This window comes from Campylobacter sp. CFSAN093227 (genome assembly GCF_012897855.1).
GTDB lineage: Bacteria > Campylobacterota > Campylobacteria > Campylobacterales > Campylobacteraceae > Campylobacter_D > Campylobacter_D jejuni.
This window is the reverse complement of the sequence record NZ_CP040610.1, coordinates 1,317,516-1,341,082: the sequence shown is the minus strand read 5'-3', so window position 1 is coordinate 1,341,082 and position 23,567 is coordinate 1,317,516. Positions and strand designations below refer to the sequence as shown.

Genomic DNA, 23,567 nt, shown 5'->3' with positions numbered 1-23,567 from the left:
CTTTAGAACTTTTTTGCTATTATACTATAAAATCAAATAAGGAAAGTCATGTTAGGTATAGATCTTGGTTCAAATACTTTAAGAGCAGTACAAATGGATGAAAAATTAAATAAATTAAAAGAATATGAATTTGTTATTGGGGCAGCGAAAAATCTAAATCAAAGTGGAGAAATTTCTAAAGAAGCCATACAAAGATTAAAAAATACTTTGAGTATTTTAGCTAAAGAGCAAGATTTAAGCAAAGCGAGAGCTGTAGCGACTGCAGCTTTTAGAAAGGCAAGCAATACAAATGAAATTTTTGCCCATTTAAAAAAAGAATTTGGGATTGATTTTAAGCTTATAGATGCCAAAAGTGAAGCTAAGATCAGTGTTTTAGGTATGCAATCAGGTTTAAGAAGGCTTAAAATTTGGGGAGAGTTTGCGTATTGTGATTTAGGAGGGGCTTCTTGTGAGCTTTCTTTTGGAAAAAGTTTTAAAAGTTTTGATTTTGGTATTATTAGTTTTTATGAAAAAAATTACCATTCTTATTATAAATCTTGTATTTCTTATAAAAAATTAATAAAAAAATATTCTAAATTTATCATAAATATTAAAGATAAAAAACTTAAAATCCATTTTTTAATTGCAAATCCCTATTTAAAGCATTTAGCTTTTAGGGCTTTTGATGAGGTGGCTATGATTAAAAAGGAACTTCGTTCTTTAGGAGTTAAAACGGTGGTTTTAAATTCCGGAGTTCCTACTACACTTAGCGCATTAAAACAAAATATAAGCTATGAAAAGTATGAAGCAAGTAGAGTAAATGGCAAAAAACTTTACCATAAGGATTTTTTAAATTATGCTATTAAACTTTTTTATATGGAAGAAAAAAAGGCTATAAAAGAAGTAGGCGCGATGAGAAAAAATTATTTGAGTGCAGGTTGTTTGCTGTTTTATGCTTTGTTTGATAAACATAAACTTCTAGTCATTGATGAGGGTTTAAGGGAGGGGGTTTGTTTAGCGAGTATGAAAAATATAAAATTTTAGTTTTTTTGAAATTCGAAAAAATGAAATTTTTCATCAAAATTAAAAAATAAAATTTTAGCTTGAGATAAAAAACTTTCGTAAGTTTTAATGTTTTTATTTTTTGTGTATTCTAATAAATCTTCAAAACCAAAATCCATTAAAGCAAGACTTTGTTTTTTAAAAGCTAAAGGTTTAAAATCATATTCTTTGATGAGTTTTTGAAGATGAGTAAAATTGACATTATAAGTTAGATCGCTTTTGCCGAAAAAATCTTTTAAAGATACTTCAAAAGGGCTAAAAACTTCGTGCTTTTGATAGATTCTTAAGCTAAAACTTTGTGGATTTAAAGTTCCATAGTCAAATCCCGCAAATATAAATCTCTCACAAGTTTGGTTTAAATCTTTAAAAAAATTTTCAAGCTCTAAACTGAGTTCACCTTTTTTAAGATTTAAAGCTTTGCATTTTGTGATTAAATTTTCATCCATATTTTTAAAAATAAGTTTAAAATTTTCTACAAATGCCATTTTATCATGATCTATAAGTTCGCAAGCAAAACTATCAAAAAGTTCATTGCAAAAGAAAAAAGCGTTCTTAAAATGGCATTCTTTAAGACTATTTTTGTGAGTAAATTCCACTCCTTTTAAAGTCTTTTTTTGTAAAGTTCTTAATTTTTCATGCGGTTCTATGACGAAAAAAGAAATTTGAGAAAAAATTTCAGGTCTTAATTCAAGCAAAGCGGCTAAAAAATCACGACTTAAATATCCTTCATTAGCGCCTATTTCTACAAGTTCTAAAGGGAGTTGTAAAATTTTTTTATCTATTAAATTTAAAAAATGCTTGGCTAAAAGTGCGCCAAAAAGATTTCCTGCGCTTACAGCAGTAAAAAAATCTCCGTTTTTTCCTATACTTACAGCATTTTTATAATAGCTTTCATGGAGCCAAGCATGGAAAAAGTCACTAAATTTCATTGAAAAATAGCATTAAATTTGGATACAAAATCCAAAGGATCAACTTGTTTGCCTCCAGCTAAAATTCCAAAATGCAAATGCGGCCCACTTACCCTACCTGTAGCCCCACTAAGTCCTATAAGTTCACCTTTTTTTATCTTTTGTCCTACTTTAACATCAATTTTAGAAAGATGATAATATTGTGAATAAATTCCAAAACCATGATCAATGACTACTGAATTTCCTGCGAAATAACGATCTTTTGCAATTTTTACTACACCTGAATTGGCTGCATAAATAGGTGTTCCTGTGGCAGCTCTAAAGTCCGTTCCGCTATGATAACTTGCTACTTTTTCATTAAAAGTTCTTGCTTTGCCAAAATCACTTGTGATAAAAGAATTTAAAGGTATATTAAAAGCACCGTTAAATAAAGCTTTTGGAGTATAAGAATTATAAATCGCATTGGCTTCTTTTAATTCTTTAGTGATGCGTTCTTGTATGGTTTTTGGTGGAAAAATCTTTTTGTTTTCAACTTGCAATTTTTCACTTTTATAATTACCTTCTAAAGTTTTTATGAAAATTTCTTCTTTTTTATCTTTATAAAATGCGATAAGTTTTGTATTTTGCGGGGGATTTTTGTAAGGTAAGGAAAAAATAGCTAGAACTTTTTCTTGATTTTTAGGATGTGTAAAAGTGGGAATATTTTTACCATTATTTTTTAAAGATAAAAAATCTTTCTTATCTAGCTCCAAAAATAAAGCTTGACCTTTGATGAGTTCTAAATTTTGAGCTCCAAAAAGCCAAAGAGTAAGGCTTAAAAAAAGCCATAAGGCTTTCATAAGCTTAACTCTTTAAGATCGGCGATTTTTAAAAACTCCGCATAAATTTCATAAACCAAAGCTTGGCGATTATTTTTAAGTTTTTCATCTTCAGCATTAATCATCACTTGATTAAAAAACTCATCAATAAAAGGCTTAAGTGCAAAAAGATTTTCAAGTTTTTCTTGTAAAGAGTTGGCTTTAGTTTTTTCTTGAAAAGCTTTGTAAAGTTTACTTTCTGCTTCTTGAACAAAAAGACTTTCATCAACTTTATGAGGATTTTTAGTAGCGATATTGGCTAGTCTTTTAAAGGTTGCAAAATTTTCATTAAAATTATCTTTTTTGCTAAGTTTTATAAGAGCATTTACGCTTTGATTGATATGGATAAGATCTGTATTTTGTGAGCTTAAAACCGCTTTTACAAAAGAAGCATTGACTGTATAAAAAGTATAAAGTCTTTCAAAAATAAAATCTTTTAAAATTTGCATATCAAAGCTTTTATAATGATTTGAAAGTTTTTCTAATAAAATTTGGATATCAAATTCTTTATTTAAATTTAAAGCAATTTTAATGATCCCATTGGCAGCTCTTCTTAAGGCATAAGGATCCTTTGTTCCGCTTGGAATTTTTCCTATGCTAAAAAGTCCTATAAGGGTATCAAGCTTGTTTGCAAGGGCTACTATGCTTGAAAATTCTGTACTTGGAAGTGGAGCTTGTTCGGAATTAGGAAGATATTGTTCTTTGATGGCTAAGCAAATTTGATAATCTAAGCCCATTTTTTGCGCATAATAACTTCCCATAATGCCTTGCAAATCAGTAAATTCATAAACCATTTGTGTGGCTAAGTCTGCTTTGGCGTATTTTAGTGCTGTGCTGATATTTTCGATTTTATCATTATGGAGCATTTGACATAAAATTTCAGCAATTTTAATCTCTCTTAAACTTTTATCTTGCATTGTGCCTAAACCTTCAAGATAGGTCATTTTGGCAAGTTTTTCGGGTTTTAAGCCATTTTGTAAATCATTTTGATAAAAAAACATTGCATCGCTAAGTCTTGCACGCAAAACTCTTTCATTTCCATGTATGATTTTTGAATAATCCTTACATACTGCATTACTTACTACTATAAAATGATTACTTAAGCCTTTATCGTTAAAAACTGCAAAATAACGTTGATTTTCTCTCATTGAAGTGATGATTACTTCGCTAGGAATTTCTAAAAATTCTTCTTCAAAACTTCCTAAAAGTGCATTAGGATATTCTGTGATAGCAACTACTTCAGCTAAAAGCTCTTCATCTTCTCCAATTTGTATATTTTTTTGACTTTCTATGAGTTTAAATTGCTCAAGTATTTTTTCCTTTCTTTTGATTGGATCAAGGATGATATAGTTTTTTTCTAGTAGTTCAAAATATTCTTTTGCATTGTTAAAATCTTGCAAATCATAACTTACGCTTCTGTGAATGAAAGTTTTTTTAGTACTTTTTACTCCATAGCTTTGAAAATTAACAAGTTCATCATTTAAAATGCAAGCTATAGAACGGATCGCACGGATGAATTCAAAAGAATTTGCACCCCAGCGCATACTTTTGCCAAAACTAAGACTTTTTAGAAATTTTTCTACCATTTCTCCTAAAATTTCTTGACTTTGCAAACCTTTAATAGCTTTTTGATGGTACAAAACTTCCTTGCCTTTGATTTCTTTAAAAGAGAGTTCATTTTCACTGATCCTTGCTTTTTGCAGGAAGCTTTGTCCCGCAGGAGTTAAAACTCCATCTTTATAAGCAACATTTTTAGGTGCTCCTATAAATTCAGCAAAGCTATCTTCTTGTTTGTCTGCAAAATTTTCATGAAAAAAAACTAAACGACGCGGAGTATAATAAAATTTAAAATCACTTACCAAGCGGTATTCTTCTAAAACATTGCTCCATTTTTTTTCTATATTAGCTAATTCTTTTAGCAAAGGAATAGCAGGTAATTCTTCTGTACCAATTTCTATTAATAATTCACTCATAATTTACTCTTTTTAAAATTTATTTCTAATTTTAACTAAAATTTCATTAAAAAACTTATAAATACTTTTGCAAAAAGCCTTTAAGTTCACTAGCGTTGCTAAATTCATTTTCTTTTAAATTTTTTTGATACCATTTGGCATGAAAATAAGGCAAATTAGCATTTTTAGCACATTCTTTATCTTTTTGACTATCTCCTATAAAAACGCTTGTTTTATATGGAGCCTCGCTTTTTAAAAGCTCTAGCATCATAGGATGAGGTTTGGGTTCTATGCCTAAACTTACGCCTAAAATTTTATCAAAATAAGGAATGATATCGTGTTTTTTAAGTATGTTTGAAAGTGAGCTTTGCGGGGCGTTAGTAGCAATAGCTAAAAAACAATTTTTGCTTTTTAAAAATTCTAAAAGTTCTTTTACTCCTTCAAAAAGCACCACGCTTTGTTCATAGTGCTTGACAAAATATTTTTCATAGCCTTCTTTAAAACTAGAATGATGGAAATTTTCTATATTGTAAAGTTCTTTTGCCCAGTCAATATTGGGAGTATTGATGGTTTGCATAATGATTTCTCTTGAAAGTGGGGCTAGGTTTAAATCCTGTCTTATTTCATTGACTGCACAAGAAATGGCATTTGCACTATCGATTAAAGTTCCATCCATATCAAAAAATACATTAATCATTCATAATCCTTTAAATAATTTTTATGTTTTTCTTTTTTCTCACCTTGTTTTTTTTGCTTATCTAAAGCATTGGCAAGATTTAAAAGCTCGTTTTTTTCTTTGGAAAAATCTAAACAAGCATTGACAAAAAATTCAAGATTTTTTGCATAGGTTGAGTTAAGATTTACCGCGGGATTTTTTTCAAAAAATTTAGCATTTTTTAACATTCTTTCTTCAAATTTAGTTTTATCAAAATCTTCTTTTTTAAGTGCAGATATAGCGCCATTGAAAAATTTTTCAAGATTTCTTAGGTATTTTACGCGTAAGGCTTTTTCTTCATTTTTTGTCAAAATTCTTCCTTAGGTATTTTTGTGAATGCGGCATTCTAGCGCTTCTTGAACTAAATTTCTAGCGATTACTTTTTCAGAGCGAATGATGCGTATATTTTCATCTATGCTAGAAAAAAGCATCTTTTTTAAAGTTCCATTTACATGAATGATGGTGTCTATAGGTTTTGGATAATTAGCTAGCACTTGACATAAAATTTCAAGTTTAGCTTCATTTGTAACTGTGATAATAGCTACGGCACATTCTTCTATATTGGCAATTTTTAAGGTTTCTTCTTGAGCAGCATTGGCAAAAACGACATTTTCACCTCGACTAACTCCAAGTTCTACTAAATTTAAATCACTTTCTAAAACAAGATAAGGTACGCCTGTGTTTTTGATTTTTTGTACGACTTCTTGTCCTAAGCGTCCATAGCCAAAAACAACAAGATGATTTTTCAGCTTGATATTGCTGTCAATATTTTGCACAGCGTTGGTATTAAGTGCTATATCTTCTACAACATTGGTAATTTTTCTTATATTGTTTAAAATAAAAGGCGTGATAATCATGGTTAAAATAGAAACAACAATTAAAATTTGTGAAGTTTTGATATCAAGCATATTTTTTGCTTGTAAAAGAGAAAAAATTGCTAGGGCGAATTCGCCAATTTGAGCTATGGCAAAAGCTGTTTTAAGCGCTACTCTTTTTTTGGTGTAAAGAAATAAAAAGCCAAAAACTATGCCAAATTTTAAAGCCATTACAAGAAGGGTTAAAACTATGATTAAAAACCAATTTTGTGCCACTACATCAAGTTGAATTTGCATGCCTACAGTTATGAAAAAAAGCCCTAAAAGCAAATCTCTAAATGGGATCAAGTCCGCTTCTATTTTGTGTTTATATTTTGTTTCTGCTATCAAAGCACCTGCTATAAAAGCACCCAAAGAATAAGAAAATCCAAAATAATTTGCTAAAAAACTTGCTCCAATAACCATAAATAAAACAGTACTAATAAAAATTTCCTGAGAAGAAGTGTGGATAATGAGTCTAAAAATTCTATCCACTAGATATTTACCTATGAAAAATAATAAAGTGATTAAAATAAGTGCTGAAATTAAAGTGGTAAAAAGGAGTTTTTCTATGTTTTGATTGTTGGATGAAAAAATATCTACAAGCAAAAGCAAAGGAATAACGGCTATATCTTGAAAAAGCAAAATTCCCAATGCTTTTCTACCATATTGCTCATTGATATCGCCATTATCATTTAAAATTTTAAGCACCACTGCGGTTGAAGAAAGCGCTAGTGCAAAGCCTACTATAGTAGCGCTTTTATCTCCAAGTCCTAAAATTCCTATAGCAAGTAACATAAAAACAAAGCCACAAGTAAGCATCTGCAAAGAGCCGTTTAAAAAAACTTCTTGTTTCATTGCCATTAAATGCTTAAAAGAAAATTCAAGCCCTATGGTAAACATTAAAAACACTATACCAAATTCGGCTATATGGGTGATTTCGCCTTTGCCACTTAAATGATAAATTTCAGAAATGATTTCTCCAGCAGCTATATATCCAATGATAGTTGGAATTTCAAATTTTTTAAATATGACATTTAAAACTATAGCTATAGCAACGGTGATTAAAAAAATTTCTAAAAAATTATCCATTATTTTTTATTTTTTCTCATAAAAAATCAAATCAAAGCTATTTTTATGCTTAACAACGGCTTTACTAGCCGCTTCTTTATCTTGTTGTTTGCTTAATTCTAAGCGTAGTTCATCAATTAAATTTTCAAATTCGTGAAGTTGGTTTTTCAATTTTAAGATAACATCTACTCCAGCAAGATTGATTCCCATGTCTCTTGTTAAACGCAATATAAGTTTAATACGGTCAATATCTCTTTGAGAATAAAGTCTTATTTTGCCATCGGTTCTACTTGGCTCTATCAATCCTTCTCTTTCGTATTGCCTTAAGGTTTGTGGATGTATGCTTAAAACTTTAGCCACAACACTGATTAAATATACAGGTTCATCATAATGCTGTTCCATATTTTATTCCTTTCTTTAAGGTAATTTTTCTTTTAAGAGTTCTATAAATTTTTCATCAAGGGTATCTAAATTTGGCAAAACAACATTTAAAATCAAATACATATCCCCATAAATATCACTTTTTCTATTTTGCACACCATAACCTTTTAAACGAATTTTTTGGTTATTTTTTGAATTAGGCGTTATGTTAATTGTTGCTTCTTCCTTGCCTTCTTTGAGTGTTTTTATATTTATTTTTCCGCCAAAAAGTGCAGTTTTTAAAGAAATATCAACCTTTTGATATAAATCATCATCTTCTCTTGTGTAAATAGGACTTTCTTCTATTTTTACAATAATGATTAAATCGCCTCTAGCTCCATTTCTGCTTTGTTTTCCTTTAGAGCGAATTCTTAGTTTCTCACCTTCTTTTATACCGTGTGGAATTTTAAATTTAATGGTTTCGCCTTGAAAATTAAAACTATGTTCCCCGCCTTTAACAGCTTTTTCGAAAGGAATGTGAAGCTCTAGATTGCTGTCTAAATTTTCTTCTTCAAAACCTTCAAATCCTCCAAAACCACTGCTAAAGCCTTTTGAAGAAAAGCCGTTAAAACCCCCTCTTGAGCGTCCACCAAAGCCTCCTCCAAAGAGATCTTTTAAAATATCGTCCAAATTTACCCCACCAGTATTTCTTGAAAAATCATGAAAACTTTGTCCACCAAACATAGAATCGCCGTATTGGTCATACTGAGCTCGTTTTTTTTCGTCACTTAAAATTTCATAAGCAGCATTAATTTCTTTAAATTTTTCTTCAGCACCTTTTTCTTTGTTGATATCAGGATGATATTTTCTAGCTAGGCGACGGTAAGCTTTTTTTATTTCATCTGCACTAGCGTTTTTGCTAACTCCAAGAGTTTCGTATAAACTATTCATGTTATATTTCCTTAAAAATTTTTACTTGATTATATAGAGGATTAAATTATAACATAAACTTTAGCCTAAGTCAATCAAGTTTTATAAATTTTTATCACTCAAGGTTTTATTTACAATTTTGTAAATTTTCGGTTTTATACTATGAAGACAGTAAAATATTTTACGAGATAATTTATCTTTAAGAACAAAAGGAAATGAAATGAAAAAGATTTTTTTATCATTAAGTTTAGCAAGTGCTTTATTTGCTGCAAGTATTAATTTTAACGAATCGACTGCAACGGCTAATCGTGTGAATCCTGCTGCTGGAAATGCAGTGCTTTCTTATCATGATTCTATTAAAGATGCAAAAAAATCAGTGGTTAATATTTCCACCTCAAAAACTATTACAAGAGCAAATCGTCCAAGCCCTTTGGATGATTTTTTTAATGATCCTTATTTTAAACAATTTTTTGATTTTGATTTTCCTCAAAGAAAAGGAAAAAATGATAAAGAAGTGGTGAGTTCTTTGGGATCAGGGGTGATTATTTCAAAAGATGGTTATATAGTAACAAATAATCACGTTGTAGATGATGCTGATACGATTACAGTGAATTTACCAGGAAGCGACATAGAATATAAAGCAAAACTTATAGGTAAAGATCCAAAAACAGATTTGGCTGTTATAAAAATAGAGGCTAATAATCTTTCAGCTATTACTTTTACAAATTCTGATGATTTAATGGAAGGAGATGTTGTTTTTGCACTTGGAAATCCTTTTGGAGTTGGTTTTAGTGTTACAAGTGGGATAATATCTGCTTTAAATAAAGACAATATAGGTTTAAATCAATATGAAAATTTTATACAAACAGATGCTTCTATCAATCCAGGAAATTCAGGTGGAGCTTTGGTGGATAGTCGCGGATATTTAGTAGGTATTAATTCAGCTATTCTTTCTCGTGGTGGTGGAAATAACGGCATAGGTTTTGCCATACCTTCAAATATGGTTAAAGATATAGCTAAAAAACTTATTGAAAAAGGCAAGATTGATAGAGGATTTTTAGGTGTGACTATTTTAGCTTTGCAAGGTGATACTAAAAAAGCTTACAAAAATCAAGAAGGAGCTTTAATCACTGATGTTCAAAAAGGTTCAAGTGCTGATGAAGCAGGGCTTAAGCGTGGAGATTTAGTTACTAAAGTTAATGATAAGGTTATAAAAAGTCCTATTGATCTTAAAAATTATATAGGAACTTTAGAGATTGGTCAAAAAATTTCATTAAGTTACGAAAGAGATGGAGAAAATAAGCAAGCAAGTTTTATTCTTAAAGGTGAAAAAGAAAATCCTAAAGGCGTACAAAGCGATTTGATTGATGGTTTGAGTTTGAGAAATTTAGATCCAAGACTTAAGGATCGTTTGCAAATTCCAAAAGATGTTAATGGTGTTTTGGTTGATAGTGTTAAAGAAAAGAGCAAAGGAAAAAATTCTGGTTTCCAAGAGGGTGATATTATCATAGGTGTTGGACAAAGTGAAATTAAAAATTTAAAAGATTTAGAACAAGCTTTAAAACAAGTTAATAAAAAAGAATTTACCAAAGTTTGGGTATATCGCAATGGTTTTGCGACTTTGCTTGTGCTTAAATAAAAATAACGGAAGGATTTTCCTTTCGTTATAAATTTTAGTTTAAAATTAAAATTAAGTTTAAAATAAAGGAAAACTATGACAAATATTCTTATGATAGAAGATGATTTAGAATTAGCAGAAATTACAGCTGAATATTTGGAAAAATTTGATATGAAAGTTGATATAGCTCATGAACCTTATATAGGTCTTTCTAAGCTTGCATTAAAAGAATATCAGCTTATCATTTTAGACCTTTCTTTGCCAGGGCTTGATGGGCTTGAAGTGTGTGAAGAGATTCGTAAAAAGTATGATACGCCTATTATTGTTTCAAGCGCAAGACATGATATTACAGATAAGGTTAATGCTTTAGAGCTTGGAGCAGATGATTACCTACCAAAACCTTATAATCCAAAAGAATTACAAGCACGCATTAAAAGTCATTTAAGACGTATTTCAAATACAAAAAGCGCCATAGCAAAAAGTGTAAAAGATCTTGTTTATGATCAATATAAGCATATTATTACCATGAAAGGACAAGAGCTTACTTTAACTAATGCTGAATTTGATATTTTAAGCTATTTGATTAAAAAAGAGGGTGGAGTGGTAAGTCGTGAAGAGCTTGTTTATAATTGTTCTTCTATTAGCGAGGATTCTAGCAATAAAAGTATAGACGTTATTATCAGTAGAATTCGTCAAAAGATGGGAGATGATCCAAAAACTCCAAAATATATTCACTCTATACGTGGAATAGGTTATAAGCTTACTCAATGAATAAATCTTCGATTTTTTATACTATAACTTTTATTTTTATTTTTGCTGGGGTTAGTGTTATACTTGGCTTTTTGTGGCTTATAGAATATGATCAGCAAAATTATACTAGAGAATTAAACACAAAATATTCTTTGATAGCTAATGCAAGGCTCTTAAATTTTGCAGGAGTTATCAGTGAAAAAGAATTTGAAGAGCAGACAAAAAATTATAATAAAATGGATGAGATAACAGAAGCAAAGCAGATCCGTAAAATTCTTTTTAGAGGTGATGTTTTAGCTAGGGTTGAGGTTAACAATGGCTTAATCGAGATTATTTCTTATAATAGACAGGTGTATTTAAATATTATTTATGATGGAAAGGTTTATCTTTATAAGGATCAAGATTATCAAACCTATAGGTATTTTATTATCAAAGCTATAGCTGTAGCTGTGATTTGTATTCTTGTATTGCTTTATATTTATATATTTAAAAAATTAAAACCACTTAAAAGACTTAAAAAACAAATTGATAAATTTGCCCAAGGAAAGCTTGGTGATATAGAAGATGTAAGCACTGGGGTGGATGAAATTTCACAAGTAAGTGAAGCTTTTTATCAAGCTATTGTTCAAATTCGAAAGTTAAACCAATCTCGTCAGTTTTTTTTAAGAAATATTATGCATGAACTCAAAACTCCTATTACTAAAGGGCTCTTAACTTTAGAAATGATAGAAGATAATAAATATAAAGAGCGCTTAAATGGGGTTTTTACTAGACTTGAAATTTTAATTAATGAATTTGCTGCTATTGAGCAAATTACTTCAGGGGCTGCTTTTATAAATAGAAAAAAATACAATATTTTAGATGTTTTAGATGAAGCCAAAGAAATTGCAATGCGAGATGATAGCAATATACGTATTTTTATGGAAGAAAGTTTTTTTGTAAATGTGGATTTTAAACTTTTTACTACGGCGATTAAAAATATGATAGATAATGGTATTAAACATTCTGAAGATGGGTTTGTGCAAATTGATATTATAGATGATTATATTTGTTTTAAAAATCGTGGTCCTGAGCTTAACAATACTTTAGAATACTATACTCAAGCTTTTACTCAAGGATCAAAACAAAAATCAAGTTTTGGATTAGGGCTTTATATTGTAAATACTATTTTAGAAACACATGGAATGAAGCTTGATTATTTATATGAAGATGGGGTAAATTTGTTTTATTTTAGAAATTTAAAAAGTGTTATTGTTAAGGAGTAAATTAATTTTTTTACATAAAAAATGCATTTTTGTGAAAAAACCCTTGACAAAGTTTTTTAATTTCACTATAATCACATTTTACTTTTAAATATTCCGGATTAGCTCAGCGGTAGAGTAGTCGGCTGTTAACCGATTGGTCGTAGGTTCGAATCCTACATCCGGAGCCACTTTTTTAACTCCATTTTTAATATTCATAAATGTATTTTAATATAAAAAATTAATAAGTCTTTATCACAAAAAAAATTGTGATAAAGTTTTTTATTTTGTTTGTTTAAGATTTTTGACAATTTTATCTATTTTTTTACTTGCCTTTTGATAATCCCCATCTTTAAGTTCTTCTAGGGCATTAACAGCAAAAGAAAAATCTTCAACTTCATTAAGATAAGCCTCTATAGCTTCTTTTACTATGGTTGATTTTGGTTTAGAAAGATTTTTACTTAAATTATCCAAACGCTCCTTAAGCTCTAAAGGCATTCTAAAAGAATAAGTTTTTACATTGCGTTTCATTTTATCCTCCTTAAGAATATTTTTTGTAAAATTTTATAGCTTGTTTACAAGTTTTACAAGTAAATTTATGACCTTGTAATTCTATTTTTTGATGAATGCTATAAGGAACATCGTGAATTTTACCAGGACAATTACAGGTATAAAGATAAAATTGTGGATGCTCATTATCTTCATCTTCTGCTGCTTCAAAGCTAACATCGCCACCATCATCTGTAGACAAAGAAGAACTTCTCCATTTTTCAACTTTCATGTCTTCATATAGTATGTGTTCTAAAAGCCACTTTTTAGCCACTATATAAAGTTTTTCTTTAAGATCATTGGTTGATTTGATATCTTTGATTAAATTAATCATGGTTTGGATGATTTCTTTATGTATTTTTCGATGTTCTTCTAAATTTGGATAGCCTATTAGCTGCATGTATTTTTCTTCATCATTAAAGTGATCTTTCATATAATTAAAAAATTCAGCCAAAAGTTCTTTGACTTCATTTTTACTTACAGATCTATCTGATACAACTTCAACTTTTGCAGCAAGTTTAAAAAGCTTTTTATGCTGCTCATCAATTTTAGCATTGTGCACACTATAGCTGTTATCCCATTTTGGAAGCATTTTAACTCCTTAAGGAAAAATTTATTTGTATGAAAGGATTATAGATAAAAATAAATTAAATAAAAATGAAATTTTATTAAATAATTGATAAGAATTTTGATACAATGATATATATTTAAGAGATTTGAAGTTAGAAAGATTTAAATTATGGCTGCTAAAATTTTACTTTTAGAAGATGATTTGAGCTTGAGTGAGATCATTGAAGAGTTTTTAAACGATGAGGGATATGAAGTATTTTTATGCGATAATGCGCAAGAAGCTTTAGATATGGCTTATGAAAGATATTTTGATCTTTGGATTTTAGATGTAAAAGTTCCTTTAGGAGATGGATTTTCATTACTTAAAGAATTAAGAAAAAGCGGAAAGCAAACTCCAGCAATTTTCATGACTTCTTTAAACACAACAAACGATTTAAAACAAGGCTTTGACGCAGGTTGTGATGATTATATAAAAAAACCTTTTGAACTTGCCGAGTTATCTATCAGGGTTAAAGCTTTGCTTAAAAGAGCTTTTTCACATAAAAATGAAGATTTTGAAGATTTAGGGGATGGACTTAGGTTCGAATTTACTACACAAATTCTTTATCATAATAATAAAGCTTTGGCTTTGCCGAGTAAAGAGATTAAACTTTTGTCTTTATTACTTAAAAATAAAAACAACTTTTTAAGTACAGAGAGAATTTTTGAAGAACTCTGGGATTATGATGAGGAGCCTAGTGAGCTAAGTTTAAGGGCTTATGTGAAAAATTTACGTAAAATTTTAGGAAAAGAAAAAATTATAAATCAAAGAGGCAGGGGATATTGCTATGGCTAAAAAAGTCATTAGGCAAATTTTATTAATCTACCTAACAACTACAGGTATTTTTTTAACTATTTTTTTTGCATTATGGTATCAAAAATTATATGAAGAATTAGTTGTTTTAAAGGGTACCACTTTGAGAGAAAATCATAGAAACATTGTTATAAGCATCTTAAATTCTCGTTTTACCCCTATAGATATAAGTGCAAAAAATATTGCTCAAAGCACAGCACTAAAATTTGCTATATTTGATGCTAAAAAGATTGTTTTTAGTAATATAGATTTTGATTTAAGAAAGGCAAAGATAGAGCTTAAAGGTAGAGGTATTTGTGATAATAAGGTTTTTTTCCTTGCTCCTATGAGTGCAGATCATTATTTTTTAAGACATGCTAGCAATGAAGAAGTAAATACTAACGATGGTTTGCAAATTTTAATACAGGGTGAAGATGTTGGCAAAGATCTTTTTTGGATTAGAACGAAAGTTTTTAGTTTTGCTATTATGGCTTTTTGCATATTGGGTTTAATATCTTATATTTTAGTAAAAATTGCTCTAAAGCCTTTGGAGGATAAAATCAGCACACTAAATCGTTTTATTAAAGATTCAACTCATGAACTCAATACCCCATTAAGTGTTATTTTGATGAGTATAGAACAACTTGAGCATCAAAATTTAGGAGATAATACTAAATTTACAAGGATTAAGCTTGCTGCAAAAAGTTTGTCTCAAGTGTACTCTGATCTTGTTTTTTATAATTTCCCTAATACCTTAGAAACAGAAAAACAAAAATTTGATTTAAGAATACTACTTGAAGAAAGATTGGAATATTTTAAAGTATTTTTTGAGCAAAAAAAAATTACACTAAAGCTTGATTTAAATCAAGCAAATATTTTTGCTCCTAAAAGTCAAATTTCTAAATTGATTGATAATCTTATAAGCAATGCTATTAAATACAATAAAAAAGGTGGAGTAATTTCTATAATTTTAAAAGCCAATTTTTTAAGTATTGCGGATACAGGTTGTGGAATTTCAAAGTCAAATTTAAATCATATTTTTGATAGATATACAAGATTTAATACCGATCAAGGAGGATTTGGTATAGGGCTTTCTTTGGTAAAAAAAGTTTGTGATGATAATGATATTAAGATTATTTGCGAATCTGTAGAAAATCAAGGGAGTGTTTTTAAATTAAATTGGTAATCAGCAAGGAAAATCCTTGCTGATAAGAGGTTAGAGCAGATATTACATCATTCCGCCCATGCCACCCATTCCTCCCATACCGCTCATATCTGGCATAGTAGGCTTATCTTCTTTAATTTCACTAATTGTTGCTTCTGTGGTTAAAAGCATACTAGCTACAGAAACTGCATTGAGTAAAGCTACTCTTTCTACTTTAACAGGATCGATAATTCCACTTTCAAGCATATTAACATATTCACCTTTTGCAGCATCAAATCCTGTGTTTTCATCTTTAGCATTTTCTACGCTATTTACAACCACACCTGCATCAAATCCTGCATTTTCAGCAATTTGTCTTAAAGGTGCTCTTAAAGCTCTTTCAACGATAGCTGCGCCAATTGCTTCATCACCCTGTAGATCAAGTTTGATTTTAGCTTTTGCTTTGATAAGCGCTGCACCACCACCGATTACTATACCTTCTTCAACTGCTGCTTTAGTAGCGCTTAAAGCATCATCAACACGATCTTTTTTCTCTTTCATTTCAGTTTCAGTTGCTGCACCTACTTTAATAACTGCAACACCACCACTTAATTTTGCAAGTCTTTCTTGTAATTTTTCTCTGTCATAATCTGAAGTTGTTTCAGCAATTTGTGCTTTGATTTGATTGACTCTTGCATCGATATTTGCTTTTTCGCCTGCACCATTTACTATGGTTGTATTGTCTTTATCGATGATTACACTAGAAGCTTGTCCAAGATCTTGTATAGTCGCACTTTCAAGAGTTCTTCCAAGTTCTTCAGAAATCACTTCTCCACCTGTTAAAATCGCTATATCTTCAAGCATAGCTTTTCTTCTATCGCCAAAACCTGGAGCTTTTACTGCTGAAATATTAAGAACACCGCGAAGTTTATTTACAACCAAAGTTGCAAGCGCTTCGCCTTCAATATCTTCAGCGATAATTAAAAGTGGTTTGCCTGTTTTTTGAATTTGTTCTAAAACCGGTAATAAATCTTTTAAATTTGCAATTTTTTTATCAAAAAGCAGGATATAAGGGCTTGAAAGCTCTACTGTCATTTTTTCTGCATTAGTGATAAAATAAGGGCTTAAATAACCTCTGTCAAATTGCATACCTTCAACTACATTTAATTCATCATTGATTGATTTTGCCTCTTCAACAGTGATAACACCATCTTTGCCCACTTTTTCCATAGCATCAGCGATTAAATTTCCGATTTTTTCATCAGAGTTGGCTGAGATTGTAGCAACTTGTGCAATTTCTTTTTTATCTTTTACTTCGCGAGAAAGTTTTTTAAGTTCTGCTACTATAGCTTCGCAAGCTTTATCCATACCGCGTTTTACCTCGATAGGATTTGCACCTGCTGTGATATTTCTTAAACCTTCTTTGAAAATTGCATGAGCTAAAACCGTTGCAGTAGTTGTTCCATCGCCTGCTTGATCAGCTGTTTTACTCGCTACTTCTCTTACGAGTGAAGCACCCATATTTTCAAGACTATCTTTAAGCTCTACTTCTTTAGCAACACTTACGCCATCTTTAGTAATGCTTGGAGCACCAAAGCTTTTTTGGATTAAAACATTGCGTCCTCTTGGCCCCATAGTTACTTTTACTGCGTCATTAAGTTTTTTAACGCCCTCGTAAAGTTTATTTCTTGCTTCATCTGAAAAAATAATTTCTTTTGCCATTTTTTATCCTTTTTTATAAATTATTTTAAAATTCCTAAGATATCATCTAAATTTAAAACTAAATATTCATTATTATCAAGTTTAATTTCTGTTCCACCGTATTTAGCAAACACGATTTTATCACCATTTGCAATATCAGTGATTTCTTTACTTACTGCTACTACTTCACCCATTAAAGGCTTTTCTTTAGCATTATCTGGTATAATTATGCCTGAGGCTGTTGTTTTAGTTTCTTCTACGCGTTTAACTAGAACACGCTTTCCTAAAGGTTGAAAATTCATTTTTGTCCATCCTTAAAAATATTGATTTTAGCACTCTTTAATTTAGAGTGATAATATCATACTATAAAAAATGAATTTTGTCAATACTTTAAATTAAAATATTTATAAAAGTTTAGTTTTATAGACTAAAGTTATTTTATAAAATAAACTAAAGGATAAAAATGAAAAAGATTTTTTATGGCATTGTAGCTTTTGTTGTTGTGCTTTTAATCGCTCTTTGTACCATACTTTTTACAAGTTTTGGTAATAATATAGTGGCAAATATAGCACAAAAAAAGATTAAAGAAAATGCGGGATTAGATGTAAATATCACGCGTTTTAATTTGCGTTTTTCAAGTCTTGAACTGCAAGCAAATATTGCAAATATGGCAGATTTCAATCTCAAGGGAGCTTTGAGTCCTTTTAAGCTTGGATTTGATCTTGACTATCTTATTTCTTTAAAGCAAAATTATGCTAAAAATTTAGGTTTAAATTTAAATCAAAACCTTTCTTTTGGCGGTAAAATTCAAGGCAAGGCAAGTGATTTTACTTTAGATGGAAGGGGTTACTTACTAGGTTCAAATGTATTTTTAAATGCGAGAATGTATAATTACAGCCCTATCGCTTTAAATTTAGATGCAAAAAATCTTAAGATAGAAGAAATACTTCATCTTTTATCTTATCCTAGTTATGCTAAAGGTTTTTTAAATGCTCAGGCAAAAATTTCAGCACAGAATTTAAAACCTGATGGAAATATTATCATAAAACTTGATACAAGCTATATAAACTACGAGGCGATAAAAAAAGATTTTTCTTTAGACTTGCCTTTAAATTCTAATCCTAAAGCAGAAATTTTAGCCAATGTTAAAGAAGATAAGATTTATGCTGTAAGTAAAATTTACAATGATTATCTTAACTTACAAACCCAAAAAACTCTTTATGATATGAGTAAGAATATTTTAAGTACTGATTTTAATTTAAATATTCCTTCTCTTGCAAAGCTTGAAAAACTTACAAAAACTAGATTAAATGGTAGTTTGGGCGTGATAGGCGAAACAAGTGTTGTAAATAATGCCTTATCAAGTTTAAATGCTCAAGTTATCGGACTTGGTGGAGAGGTAAAGGCAAGTTTGAAACATAATAAAATTTTTGCAGATATTAATGAAGCAAGTTTGGAAAAATTATTAGCTCTTGCAGGATACGGAGCTTTGGTTTCTGGAAATTTAAATGCTAAACTTCTAAATGCAGATTTGGATTTTTCTAATTTCGATCTTGAAGCAAAAATAAACAATGCAAAGATTAACACCAATGAGCTTAAAAAAATTGCTAAAATAGAACTTCCAAATACAATTTTTAGTCTTGATGCTAAAGCAAATGCAAAAAATAGTAATATTTCTTACAATGCTTTACTTGCTTCAAATTTACTTAATATCAAAAAACTTCAAGGAACTTATAATTTAAAAAATAGTGAGTTAAATACAGATTTAAATGCTTTTATTGATGATTTGTCTCAGTTTAGTGCTATAGCGGGACAAAAATTACAAGGTAAGGCAGATCTTAATGCAAAAGCTCATATTATAGGTACTCAAATACAAAATTTAAATGCAAATGCAAATTTGGCAGATGGCGTAATCAAAGCTGATTCAAATGGTAAAAAACTTGATTTGAACATTGATAAACTTGATTTATCTAAACTTTTTGTTATAGCAGGTATGCCAAATTATGCCAGTGGGGTTGTTAATGCAAAAGTTAATTTAGATAATATCGATTTTAACAACCTTAATGGTAAAGCAAATTTAGAGGCTAAAGGCATTTTAAATGCTGCAACTTTAAGTAAAATTTTAAATAAAAATTTTCCAAACAATACAAGTTATGATTTAAATACCAAAATTAATTTTAAAAACAATATCGCTCAATTTGATTCTGTTTTAAATTCATCTTTAGCTGATCTTACAAAACTACAAGGAAGTTTTGATATAAGTAAGATGCTTTTAAATTCGGATTTTAATTTAAAGATAAATGATTTTTCAAAACTAGGCTTTTTGTTAGATAGAAAACTTAAAGGTAAGGCAGAATTTAATGGAAAGGTAGGTTTTGATAAGAGTTTAAATTTTGTTGTAAATAGTCCAAATTTATTTGAAGGAAAACTTCAAAGCACATTTAAAGATAACCTTTTGCTTGCTGATTTAAACGGAGTGGATTTAAGTAGTCTAGCTCAGGGTTTGGATTTTATGGATATTTATCAAGGTAAGGCGGACATGAAGGCAAATTACAATCTTTTAAGCGAAGAAGGCGAGGTTAATTTGGATATGAAAGAGGGTAAATTAAAACCAAATCTTATTACCAATGCTTTAAAAATTTTAACATTAAAAGATATTACAGATGATGTTTATCGTACTGCTAATGCTAAAGCTTTGATTAAAAAAGAAAATATCAAGCTTGATCTTAATATGCAAGCAGATCGTTCTTATATTTTAGTACAATCAGGAGCTTTAAATTCTAAAAGTGGAGCTTTAAATTTGCCTTTTGATATTAAACTCGATAGAGCTAATTTTAAAGGAAGTATTACAGGAACTACAGAAAATCCTAAAGTAAATTTAAATGCAGGAAGTGTTTTAAATTCTATTAAAAATGTAGTAGGTGGCGGCGTGAGTAATGGTGCTAAAAATACAGGCAATAAAGTGGATAAAGCGGTAAATAAATTATTAAATAAGATTTTCTAAGGTAAAAAATGTTTAATGGACTCATAAGAGAAATTGCCAAAGTTCAATCTTATCAAAACAATACTTTAAGTTTAACAGCTAAGCATCGTCCAAATCTTGGCGATAGTATAGCTGTAAATGGGGCTTGTTTGAGTGTGACAAAACTTTATGAGGGAGGTTTTGAAGTGGAACTTTCTCGCGAAAGTCGCACTCATATAGCTATAGAGAATTTAAAAGATAAAGTTCATATAGAACCTGCTTTAAGATATGGCGATAGAATCGATGGACATCTTATGCAAGGGCATATTGATTTTATTGGTATACTTGAAAAGATTCAAAAGGATGAAAATGGAGTGGATTTTCATATAACTTTACCTAAAGAAGCTATGAAATTTATGGCAGAAAAAGGAAGTATAGCTGTTGATGGGGTAAGCCTTACTATCAATGAAATTTTAAAAAATGGTATTAGGCTTACTATTATTCCTATTACTTTTAAAGAAACGCTTTTTAAGGACTATCAAGTAGGTAGAAAAATAAATATAGAAAGCGATTTGCTTGCTCGTTATATTTATGCACAATTACAAGGTAAAAACAAAGGATTATCATGGGAAGAAGTGGAAAGAATTTCTTATCTTTATTAGAAAATGATAAAGTCGGTATTTTTTGTGCTTTTGATAAGGATTATAATGTTTTTAGGGCTAAAATTCATAATGAGAATTTATTTTCTCATTTAGGTTTTAAAGATATTGAAAAATGTGTTTTTATGGATCAAATTCACTCTCATAAAGTTATCATTTATGATGAAAATTTAAAAAATCTCAGTTGTGATGGACTTATAAGTAAAGAAAAAAATACTGCTCTTTGTGTCTTAAGTGCGGATTGTCTGCCTTTGATCTTATATCATGAAAGTGGCATTATAGCAGCTTTGCATTCAGGTAGAAAAGGAAGCTTTGAAAATATCCTAAAAGAATGCGTTGATCAAATTACTATGCAAAATTCACATTTAGATAAGAATAAATTTCATCTTTTTATTTTACCTGGAATTTGTGCTAAAAATTATGAAATAGATGGAGAAATTTTAGAATTTGCTAAAAAAGAATTTAAAGAATTTGTTCAAGATAATAAACTTGATTTAAAAGCCTTGGTAAAATTTCAAGCTCAAAATTTAGGCATTGAAAATATTAAAGATTGTGGAATTTGTAGTTTTGATGATGAGAGTTTTTTTTCTTATCGTCGCGATAAAACGCCTAAGCGTTTTGTGAGCGTGGTTTATTTAAAGGATTAAAATGTATGAAAGAAAAGATTTAAGAGTGTTAAAAATCATTCAAAAAGCTAGAGAATTTGGCGATGGGGATTTGTTAAATGAAGCTTTGGTGAAACAATTAATTGATGCAGATTTTTGTGAAATTAGTGAAAAAGAAAAAGAAGAGCTTGCAACTCTTCTAAATTCTTTAATCAATGCAAAAGATAAAGCGTTGTTGAGTAATTAAAATTCTATATAGTTTTCAAAATCTTCTTCTTTTGGGGGATTAGGTTGATTCGAGACTAGGGCTTCTTTAACAACCTGCTCGTATCCAGCTATGATATGTTTAAAATTCTCTTTTGCTTTTCCACTAAGTTCTGATTTGGCGATTTTTACAACAGATGCAGGATTTATAGCTTTATTATTTAAATATACTCCAAAATGCAAATGAGGCCCTGTGCTCATACCTGTTGAACCAACATATGCAATTACTTGTCCTTGATTTACCTTTTGTCCGTTTTTAATTTTTGCAAAACGACTAAGATGAGCATATAAAGTCATATAACCTGAGTCATGCTTGATTTGAATTACATTTCCATAACCACCTTTTGTGCCTATAAAGGTTACTATTCCTTTGCCAGCACTTTTCACAGGAGTTCCAGTAGGTGCAGCATAGTCTATACCAAGATGGGCACGATAGCGTTTTAATATAGGATGATATCTTGCTGTTGTAAAAGGAGAAGAAATTCTAGTGTAATTCACAGGTTTTGTAAGTAAAAAAGATTCTAATTCTTTGCCATCACGATCATAGAATATATCATTATAAGAAAAGACTTCTCTAGCGCTTTTATTGATTTCTACCATTGCCATTTTTATATTTATATCACCCCAAAGTTTACCCATGCGTCTTTTTTGTTCATAATATAGGGTTACTTCATCACCTTTTTGGATATTGCGAAAATTTATACTTCCTCGAAAAGCACGAACCATAGCACGAGCTAAAGTACTGCTACCACTTTCTTCATAGACATCTTGATAAGCAGAGCTTTTAATGGTTAAATGTAAAATTCTATCTTCTTTTTGATAAGATACAGGAGTAAAAGCAAGAGTGTATTGTCTATCTTTATCTTTATAGATATGAATTTGTAAATCATCACTAATTGGAATTAAAACTTGTTCTATGTTGTTGTTTTCATCTTTTAAAACTTGATATTTTATTTTATAGGCTATATCAGAAGCAAGTTCTTGATCTTCTCTATCAAGTCCATAATAAAGCGACATAGGTATGGAATTTCTTTGTAAGAATTTAAGCAAGGTATCTCCATTATCCCAAGTTAGCTCTTCAACACTTAAAGCTGCAAAACTTTGAACAACAAAAATAAATAAAAGCAATAATTTTTTCATGAGATAACCTTAATTTTTAAAAGAATTTTGAAATTTGAAAGCTATATTTTACTTTATTTTTCTTACAATTGCTTAACAAAAAAGGATTATAATTCTATAAATTTTTATTTAAGGAGCAAATTTGTTTAAAACTATAGTGTGTTTTTTAGCTTTAAACCTTAGCCTCTTTGCGGTTGGATTTGATTTAAAACCTATAAAAAGTGAACTTGTAAAAGTTGATGATATTTATGGTTATATTAAAGATAGTGATGATATAAAACTTTATTCAAGTGGCGTAGTAGTGCAACATTTTAGCAATTCGCAAAGTATCATCGCTAGAGCAAGTGTTATAGATAAAAAAAATGGTTTGGCAAAATTAGAATTTAGTGTTTTTTCAGCTCTTAAGCAAGATGCTTTGCCTTTACCAAATGTTTTACCTAAAGTAGGTGATGAGGTTGTTTTAAATTTTCTTTATGATAGAGGATTGGTAATTGCTCCTGATGAACAAACTTATAATGAACTTGTTAGAGAATTTCCGCAGATATATTTTACCCATATTGATATTTTTGGAGCACAATTAATTAGAACGGCTACTCTTTCTCCTAAGCGTTCAGATTTTAGGCAATTTTGTGATGATAATGCGGTCGGCATTTTGGTTGTGGCTTTGGAAAATCATGCAGAAGTTGTGGATTGTCAAGATTTTAATAAGCTTTATGAAGTGCCTATAAGCAAGCCAACTAGCGTTCAGGTTCCTTTTTATTCTCGTATAGGTGGATATAAAAGTAATTTTTTTGATTTTAACTCTCAAGAAATAGGAAATTATTATAGGTATTATGATGCTTTGATTAATCTTCCTTAGGTGCAA

General features: G+C 29.7%; 24 protein-coding genes and 1 tRNA gene. 12 read left to right on the top strand and 13 right to left on the bottom strand.

The window, feature by feature from the left end:
- Positions 1 to 48: 48 nt before the first annotated feature.
- Positions 49 to 1,023, top strand: coding sequence for an exopolyphosphatase (locus tag FBF06_RS07040; protein ID WP_071311293.1), 975 nt, complete (start codon positions 49 to 51; stop codon positions 1,021 to 1,023).
- Here the strand turns inward: FBF06_RS07040 and FBF06_RS07035 are convergent.
- Genes FBF06_RS07035 through FBF06_RS07000 form a run of 8 tightly spaced genes read right to left on the bottom strand, consistent with a single transcriptional unit; the run spans position 1,020 to position 8,709 of the window.
- Positions 1,020 to 1,970: an SAM-dependent methyltransferase gene (locus FBF06_RS07035; protein WP_070318250.1), complete on the bottom strand. Its 951-nt coding sequence runs from the start codon at positions 1,968 to 1,970 to the stop codon at positions 1,020 to 1,022. The two genes, FBF06_RS07040 and FBF06_RS07035, sit on opposite strands and share 4 nt — an antisense overlap.
- Positions 1,967 to 2,788, bottom strand: coding sequence for a M23 family metallopeptidase (locus FBF06_RS07030; RefSeq protein WP_070317207.1), 822 nt, complete (start codon positions 2,786 to 2,788; stop codon positions 1,967 to 1,969). Before FBF06_RS07030 ends, FBF06_RS07035 begins: the two co-directional genes overlap by 4 nt.
- On the bottom strand, positions 2,785 to 4,779 hold the full coding sequence (gene glyS, locus FBF06_RS07025; protein WP_002887855.1) for a glycine--tRNA ligase subunit beta: 1,995 nt from the start codon (positions 4,777 to 4,779) through the stop codon (positions 2,785 to 2,787). The genes FBF06_RS07030 and glyS overlap by 4 nt, the downstream gene beginning before the upstream one ends.
- Positions 4,780 to 4,834: 55 nt before the next feature.
- Positions 4,835 to 5,455: an HAD family hydrolase gene (locus FBF06_RS07020; protein ID WP_002853160.1), complete on the bottom strand. Its 621-nt coding sequence runs from the start codon at positions 5,453 to 5,455 to the stop codon at positions 4,835 to 4,837.
- Positions 5,452 to 5,784: a hypothetical protein gene (locus tag FBF06_RS07015; RefSeq protein ID WP_002867367.1), complete on the bottom strand. Its 333-nt coding sequence runs from the start codon at positions 5,782 to 5,784 to the stop codon at positions 5,452 to 5,454. Before FBF06_RS07015 ends, FBF06_RS07020 begins: the two co-directional genes overlap by 4 nt.
- A gap of 9 nt (positions 5,785 to 5,793) precedes the next feature.
- Positions 5,794 to 7,419, bottom strand: coding sequence for a cation:proton antiporter (locus tag FBF06_RS07010; RefSeq protein WP_002859297.1), 1,626 nt, complete (start codon positions 7,417 to 7,419; stop codon positions 5,794 to 5,796).
- A 6-nt stretch (positions 7,420 to 7,425) separates the two neighbouring features.
- The gene (hspR, locus tag FBF06_RS07005; protein ID WP_002853230.1) at positions 7,426 to 7,800 is read right to left on the bottom strand and encodes a heat shock transcriptional regulator HspR; all 375 of its coding nucleotides are present in this window, start codon (positions 7,798 to 7,800) and stop codon (positions 7,426 to 7,428) included.
- A gap of 15 nt (positions 7,801 to 7,815) precedes the next feature.
- Entirely contained in the window at positions 7,816 to 8,709 is an 894-nt protein-coding gene (locus FBF06_RS07000; protein ID WP_052795923.1) for a DnaJ family protein, read from the bottom strand.
- A 199-nt stretch (positions 8,710 to 8,908) separates the two neighbouring features.
- Between FBF06_RS07000 and htrA the strand changes: the two genes are divergently transcribed.
- The 4 genes from htrA to FBF06_RS06980 all read left to right on the top strand — a co-directional run bounded on the left by htrA (position 8,909) and on the right by FBF06_RS06980 (position 12,488).
- Entirely contained in the window at positions 8,909 to 10,327 is a 1,419-nt protein-coding gene (gene htrA, locus FBF06_RS06995) for a serine protease HtrA (protein ID WP_002860448.1), read from the top strand.
- A gap of 75 nt (positions 10,328 to 10,402) precedes the next feature.
- Entirely contained in the window at positions 10,403 to 11,077 is a 675-nt protein-coding gene (locus FBF06_RS06990) for a response regulator transcription factor (protein ID WP_002853196.1), read from the top strand.
- The gene (locus FBF06_RS06985) at positions 11,074 to 12,321 is read left to right on the top strand and encodes an ArsS family sensor histidine kinase (RefSeq protein ID WP_002853241.1); all 1,248 of its coding nucleotides are present in this window, start codon (positions 11,074 to 11,076) and stop codon (positions 12,319 to 12,321) included. Before FBF06_RS06990 ends, FBF06_RS06985 begins: the two co-directional genes overlap by 4 nt.
- 92 nt (positions 12,322 to 12,413) lie before the next feature.
- Positions 12,414 to 12,488 (top strand) — tRNA-Asn (locus FBF06_RS06980).
- A gap of 91 nt (positions 12,489 to 12,579) precedes the next feature.
- Here the strand turns inward: FBF06_RS06980 and FBF06_RS06975 are convergent.
- Both FBF06_RS06975 and FBF06_RS06970 read right to left on the bottom strand, forming a co-directional pair.
- On the bottom strand, positions 12,580 to 12,828 hold the full coding sequence (locus FBF06_RS06975; RefSeq protein ID WP_002853192.1) for a ribbon-helix-helix domain-containing protein: 249 nt from the start codon (positions 12,826 to 12,828) through the stop codon (positions 12,580 to 12,582).
- Between the two features lie 10 nt (positions 12,829 to 12,838).
- Positions 12,839 to 13,438 (bottom strand): bacteriohemerythrin, encoded by a 600-nt coding sequence (locus FBF06_RS06970; RefSeq protein WP_002859294.1) that lies wholly within the window; start codon positions 13,436 to 13,438, stop codon positions 12,839 to 12,841.
- Between the two features lie 147 nt (positions 13,439 to 13,585).
- Between FBF06_RS06970 and dccR the strand changes: the two genes are divergently transcribed.
- Both dccR and dccS read left to right on the top strand, forming a co-directional pair.
- Complete coding sequence (gene dccR / locus FBF06_RS06965; RefSeq protein WP_002884392.1) at positions 13,586 to 14,251, top strand: two-component system response regulator DccR; 666 nt, start codon at positions 13,586 to 13,588, stop codon at positions 14,249 to 14,251.
- On the top strand, positions 14,244 to 15,434 hold the full coding sequence (gene dccS, locus FBF06_RS06960; protein WP_032586718.1) for a two-component system sensor histidine kinase DccS: 1,191 nt from the start codon (positions 14,244 to 14,246) through the stop codon (positions 15,432 to 15,434). Before dccR ends, dccS begins: the two co-directional genes overlap by 8 nt.
- A gap of 42 nt (positions 15,435 to 15,476) precedes the next feature.
- On the opposite strand, the gene groL is transcribed toward dccS, so the two are convergent.
- Both groL and groES read right to left on the bottom strand, forming a co-directional pair.
- Entirely contained in the window at positions 15,477 to 17,114 is a 1,638-nt protein-coding gene (gene groL / locus FBF06_RS06955) for a chaperonin GroEL (protein ID WP_002860445.1), read from the bottom strand.
- 20 nt (positions 17,115 to 17,134) lie between these two features.
- Positions 17,135 to 17,395 carry a co-chaperone GroES gene (gene groES / locus FBF06_RS06950; RefSeq protein WP_002825273.1) on the bottom strand — a complete coding sequence of 87 codons (261 nt, stop codon included), beginning with the start codon at positions 17,393 to 17,395 and terminating at the stop codon, positions 17,135 to 17,137.
- Positions 17,396 to 17,556: 161 nt separating this feature from the next.
- On the opposite strand from groES, the gene FBF06_RS06945 reads away from it, so the two are divergent.
- The 4 genes from FBF06_RS06945 to FBF06_RS06930 are packed head-to-tail and all read left to right on the top strand — an operon-like array spanning position 17,557 to position 21,566.
- The gene (locus tag FBF06_RS06945; protein WP_168977598.1) at positions 17,557 to 20,097 is read left to right on the top strand and encodes a hypothetical protein; all 2,541 of its coding nucleotides are present in this window, start codon (positions 17,557 to 17,559) and stop codon (positions 20,095 to 20,097) included.
- 8 nt (positions 20,098 to 20,105) lie between these two features.
- Positions 20,106 to 20,717: a riboflavin synthase gene (locus FBF06_RS06940; protein ID WP_002859289.1), complete on the top strand. Its 612-nt coding sequence runs from the start codon at positions 20,106 to 20,108 to the stop codon at positions 20,715 to 20,717.
- The gene (locus FBF06_RS06935) at positions 20,681 to 21,361 is read left to right on the top strand and encodes a polyphenol oxidase family protein (protein WP_002859288.1); all 681 of its coding nucleotides are present in this window, start codon (positions 20,681 to 20,683) and stop codon (positions 21,359 to 21,361) included. The genes FBF06_RS06940 and FBF06_RS06935 overlap by 37 nt, the downstream gene beginning before the upstream one ends.
- Before the next feature lies 1 nt (position 21,362).
- Positions 21,363 to 21,566, top strand: a complete 204-nt coding sequence (locus FBF06_RS06930) for a hypothetical protein (RefSeq protein ID WP_002859287.1) — start codon at positions 21,363 to 21,365, stop codon at positions 21,564 to 21,566.
- Here FBF06_RS06930 and FBF06_RS06925 read toward each other — a convergent pair.
- Positions 21,563 to 22,723: a M23 family metallopeptidase gene (locus tag FBF06_RS06925; RefSeq protein ID WP_168977597.1), complete on the bottom strand. Its 1,161-nt coding sequence runs from the start codon at positions 22,721 to 22,723 to the stop codon at positions 21,563 to 21,565. The genes FBF06_RS06930 and FBF06_RS06925 overlap by 4 nt on opposite strands.
- 121 nt (positions 22,724 to 22,844) lie before the next feature.
- Here FBF06_RS06925 and FBF06_RS06920 point away from each other — a divergent pair, with 121 nt between their 5' ends.
- Entirely contained in the window at positions 22,845 to 23,561 is a 717-nt protein-coding gene (locus tag FBF06_RS06920; protein ID WP_002914241.1) for a plasminogen-binding N-terminal domain-containing protein, read from the top strand.
- Positions 23,562 to 23,567 lie beyond the last annotated feature (6 nt).